The 4849-nt window shown below is 45.7% G+C and carries 4 protein-coding genes; 1 reads left to right on the forward strand and 3 read right to left on the reverse strand.

Annotated elements, in window-relative coordinates:
- Positions 1-71: 71 nt before the first annotated feature.
- Complete coding sequence (locus tag L0G63_RS13405) at positions 72-2192, reverse strand: lytic transglycosylase domain-containing protein (protein ID WP_301451105.1); 2121 nt, start codon at positions 2190-2192, stop codon at positions 72-74.
- Positions 2193-2539: 347 nt separating this feature from the next.
- On the opposite strand from L0G63_RS13405, the gene miaB reads away from it, so the two are divergent.
- Positions 2540-4033: a tRNA (N6-isopentenyl adenosine(37)-C2)-methylthiotransferase MiaB gene (gene miaB, locus L0G63_RS13410; RefSeq protein WP_301451106.1), complete on the forward strand. Its 1494-nt coding sequence runs from the start codon at positions 2540-2542 to the stop codon at positions 4031-4033.
- A 101-nt stretch (positions 4034-4134) separates the two neighbouring features.
- On the opposite strand, the gene L0G63_RS13415 is transcribed toward miaB, so the two are convergent.
- On the reverse strand, positions 4135-4371 hold the full coding sequence (locus L0G63_RS13415) for a hypothetical protein (RefSeq protein ID WP_301451107.1): 237 nt from the start codon (positions 4369-4371) through the stop codon (positions 4135-4137).
- Positions 4372-4375: 4 nt separating this feature from the next.
- Positions 4376-4804: a DUF6756 family protein gene (locus L0G63_RS13720; protein WP_367618370.1), complete on the reverse strand. Its 429-nt coding sequence runs from the start codon at positions 4802-4804 to the stop codon at positions 4376-4378.
- Between the last annotated feature and the right edge of the window lie 45 nt (positions 4805-4849).

A 4849-nucleotide genomic window follows, 5' to 3' on the forward strand; every position in this document is an offset into this window, starting at 1 on the left:
CTGGAACAATTTTAGTGATCAGCAGTGCCTATTTGCGAATGTTCAACACGCCCTAAATATGAATTCACTGATTAAAATCCTGCAGGAATTGTACCCATGCGTTGGCTGATTGGCTGACCACGGCCCAAAAGACTGCTATAAATAGTGGCATTTTCCATCACGTGTTTGACATAGTTACGTGTTTCAGGAAAGGCAATCGACTCTACATATTGATCTGCCGCCAGCGAGCCGTAAGCTGGTTGCCAGCGTTTAGCATTATTGGGTCCAGCATTGTACCCTGCGGTTGCCAGTACTGGCTGGTAGTTTAGCTTACTCAAAATGTCACCCATATACCAAGTACCATAACGAATGTTGGTATCGCCACTATTGGCACGGCTCGCACTATAAGTCTCACCTAAGTTACGCGCAATGTATTTTGCCGTATCAGGCATGACTTGCATCAATCCGCTGGCGCCCACGTTTGAGCGTGCAGAAGACACAAAACGGCTCTCTTGACGCATGATTCCGTAAGCCCACGCCGGATCAATGCCAGCTGATTGACTATAACGCACCACTGACTCTTGGTGCGGCATAGGGTGCGAAAGTGCCAAGCTATTGACTCTATCGGTATTATCGACGGCATAAATCGCTCGATCAAGCCAGCCCATATCATACGCTTGACGCGCCGCCGCGATAATGAGATTGTCATCACGATTATCACGAGCCTGCTTCACCGCCCAGTTCCACTCGCGATTGGCATAGGCGCGATTGGCATCAGAATTATATAGCGCGAAAGCGCGAGCAAAGTTAGCGTCTTGCATAACGCGAGCACGTTCTGCGGTACTGACATCGGGCAGGTTGCTACCGCCTAGACGACTGGCATCAAAACGCTGGCCGATTCTGTCTTTTGCCATCAATCCATAATAGTCATTACTTTTTGCTAGGTTTTGATACATTTTTTTGGCGGTATTGCGCTTACTGCTATTGCTTGATTGCTCATAGGCGCGTGCCAGCCAGTATTGCCATTGACTGTCTTTCTGAGTCTCACCATCCATCTGTGCGATGGCCTCAACCACATCATCCCAGCGCCCAAAACGAATCGCCGCCATGGCGTAGTCTTCCGCTTCTTCAAAGTTAAAATCGTCATCCAAGCTATTGCGGAACCAATCAACAGCCTCAGCATTAAAGCCGTCATCGGTATTATGATTCATACGCTTGACCCCAATAATACGGTAAGCGTAACGACGCGTTTCATCATTTAATAGTTTGACAGCGCGCTGATTGTCTTGCTTGATATCGAAGTCTAACTGCAGGGCCGCCTCTCGATAAGATTTGTCTGCGATACGGCCAAGGGCATATAAATATAGGTATTGATTGGTTTGACTGGCAGGCTCACGGCCAAAGCGGCTAAAAAACGATGAGGGGTTGAGCTGAATTTCACTAAGCGCCGAATAGGCAATCGGTGTCCCTAAGCGCGATGACAATGCCATGATGTCGCCTGTCTTACCGACACGCAGCATCCGCTTGAGTCGAGCGGCGCGATCCTGATTGCTAATCAGCGCGTTGTTATTCATCTCCATCGCTAGCTGCTCACAAAGGGCTGGCTGCTTTTTGGTGGTGAGCCAAACATCAGATTTGGCTGCCATGGCGCGCATGGTATCACCGCCATTATTGAATCCGAGGGCAATAGCGCAGCGCTCACTGGCATCAGCATTGGTAATCAGATTTGCCACTTGTCTAACCGAGGCGTAGTCATTTGAACCCGCTTTAGTCTCCGCAAAATCAGCCACCAACTTCTCAGCCATGACCGTATCTGGATACTGACGCACAAACTGTGATACGGCCGCTGAACTTTGTGAATTGAGATCTAAATTCATTCGCCAATAGGTTGGATACATGGCAAATAGACCGCCGCTCATGATTTGCTCATAATTATAGAGCGCCCCCACATCCCCACGATCCGCTGCGATAGCCGCTGCCATAAATGAGTCAATACTACGGTCTTGCTGATAGTTACCCTCTTGTTGATAGCTCTCCTCATCACCCCACGTCAGCTCTGCACAAGCCACTTGTGACATACCAAGCGCGCTTATAGCGGTTGCCACACTCAATGCGCTTATCCACAACGAGCCTACTGTGAGTCGTTTCGACGTCTGCTTTTGACTGGTAAATTCTTCATCCTTGATGCTATGAGCAACACGCAACTTTGTCATACTGACTCTCTTTATAATATCTCTACAAATATTTGAATAACGGTTCGCTAAGTACCGCCAAGGGTATCGCAATCATCATACTATACTCATTGTGCTTTCAACTATCTCCTTTACCTTTTGTTAATAAATAGGACAGCACGGGGTAACATAGCAATGATAAAGAGTGGTGGTTTTATGAATGGTGAGCATCAGTCGTAGTAAATAATTGATACTGCTATGAATTATTTGTCATACTGAGGGTTTATTGTCGGTGCTAATTTTTCACATTAGTACAGGGTTGTGATAAAATACGCCACCTGTTAATCGGCTACTCCGTTATATTTTTGGTCAATCATGGACTTCCCCTTATGAGTGTTACTGTATTCAATCCCCGCATCGATGATGATGCTGTTGCTGAGACGACTGTCACCGCACGTGCTGTCACTGCACTCAAGGAGCAAAGTTCAGCCCAAGCGCCCGTCGAAAAAGCCGCAACCAAGAAGGTATTCATCACCACCCAAGGCTGTCAGATGAATGTCTATGACTCGGACAAAATGCTCGATGTCTTGGGTGACTCGCACGGCATGCAAGTGACGCACAACATTGATGAAGCCGACGTGCTGTTGATGAATACCTGCTCTATCCGCGAAAAAGCGCAAGAAAAGGTGTTTTCAGAGCTTGGGCGCTGGCGCAAACTCAAAGAAAAACGTCCTGATCTCGTGATTGGTGTTGGCGGCTGCGTGGCCTCACAAGAAGGGGATAATATTCAAAAACGCGCGCCATATGTCGATATGGTCTTTGGCCCGCAAACCTTGCACCGTCTGCCTGAGCTGTATGATCAATCCAACGATCAGCGCCACGTGTCACCCAAAAACCGTATTGGCACGATTGATGTGTCTTTCCCAAGTATTGAGAAGTTTGACTTTTTGCCTGAGCCAAGAGTCGAAGGATATAAAGCTTTTGTCTCAATCATGGAAGGCTGCTCAAAATATTGCTCATTCTGCGTCGTTCCTTATACACGCGGTGAAGAATTGTCGCGTCCACTTGACGATGTGCTGGCAGAGATTGATAGCCTTGCCGCGCAAGGTATCCGCGAAATCAATCTACTTGGTCAAAACGTCAACGGCTATCGCGGCGAAAAAGACGATGGCAGTATTTGCCGTTTCGCTGAGCTGCTGCATTATGTCTCGCACGTTGATGGTGTGGAACGTATTCGTTATACCACCAGCCATCCACTTGAGTTTACCGATGATATCATTGACGCTTATGCACAATTGCCAGAGCTGGTATCGCATCTGCATCTACCTGTACAAAGTGGCTCAAACGCGATTTTGGCGGCGATGAAACGTAACCATACCATCGATGTGTATATCGATCAGATTAATAAATTAAAAGCCATTCGCCCAGATATTCACTTATCAAGCGACTTTATCATTGGCTTTCCTGGTGAGACTGATGAGGATTTCCAAGACACGTTAAACTTGGCAAAAGAATTGAACTTCGATCACTCATACAGCTTTATCTACTCCAAGCGTCCGGGCACGCCAGCGGCAGAGCTGCCAGATGATGTGAGCTTCACCACCAAAAAAGCACGTTTGGCGGAGTTTCAAAAAGTGATCGTTGACTCGACATTGGCTAAAACGCATGAGATGGTCGGTACAACGACTCGCGTATTGGTTGAACAAGTCGCCAATCGCCATCCAGATTGCCTAATCGGTACAGCAGACAACACCCGTACGGTGATGTTCCCTTACGATCCTGAGCGCAGTGATGAGCTGCTTGGTAAAATTGTCAGCGTACGTGTCACCGATTTTGTCAGTCCGCACATGGTAAAAGGCGAGCTAATCGAAGTATTAGCATAGTGGTTAAGGTAACAATGGTTAAATTATAAGTTTGAGTAAGAATAAAAAAGCCGTTCGCTATTATAGTGAACGGCTTTTTTGCGGGTGAATGTTAACCATCACTATTCTGATAACCAATCTGTCTTTCGTAGCTGCTGCTTGGTCTCAAGACGACGTTTCTTGCGGACAATATCGATATCCTCCTTTTCATGAAGACCACCCTTTCTTAACAGCGGATCAAGCGCTAGATAATTACGCGGTTTCATTGCGCCTAGCGAGTGCTGTGCACCTGATTCAGTCTGCTTGTCTAGCTGTCTCTCAATTTGCTTGGCCTTTTTTAACGTTTGTTTTAAGCTCATTATCTTATCCTTTATTCTTTGCTACATTTTCTATAGCTTTCAATTTGTGTGGCATATCTTCACCTGTGGCCATCAAGATGTCATGGTGATTGTTACAGATGAGCCAATCATAATTTTTAGAAACAAAATAGCACTCGTCAAAGAAGCAGATTTCATCGAGTATTTTTATTATTGCCTCAATTTTACCCTCGTAAAACCAGATTTTTGAACGCTCCTTGAATGTTCCTGTGACACCAGACCAAATGCTTTTATTCGGCTGAATTAGACGTAACAAGTAATTCTCGAGAGAATCTTTGATTTCTATTGAATACGTTTCTTGTATCAGATTTTGCCATAACCAAACTGGACGGCTTTTACCATTTTCAATTTTGCAAAAAGTTTGATAAATCTGCTCTTCTATACCTTTGTAATCATCGTAAGGGGTTATAGTCAGCTCAAAATAAAATTGTTATGGTTAGGGCAAACATCATAAAACAAT

It is taken from the genome of Psychrobacter sp. (genome assembly GCF_030454045.1).
Lineage (GTDB): Bacteria > Pseudomonadota > Gammaproteobacteria > Pseudomonadales > Moraxellaceae > Psychrobacter.

Coding starts and splice junctions, on each gene's coding strand:
- L0G63_RS13405 (WP_301451105.1), bottom strand. CDS start 2,192: ATGACAAAGTTGCGTGTTGCTCATAGCATCAAGGATGAAGAATTTACC.
- miaB (WP_301451106.1), top strand. CDS start 2,540: ATGAGTGTTACTGTATTCAATCCCCGCATCGATGATGATGCTGTTGCT.
- L0G63_RS13415 (WP_301451107.1), bottom strand. CDS start 4,371: ATGAGCTTAAAACAAACGTTAAAAAAGGCCAAGCAAATTGAGAGACAG.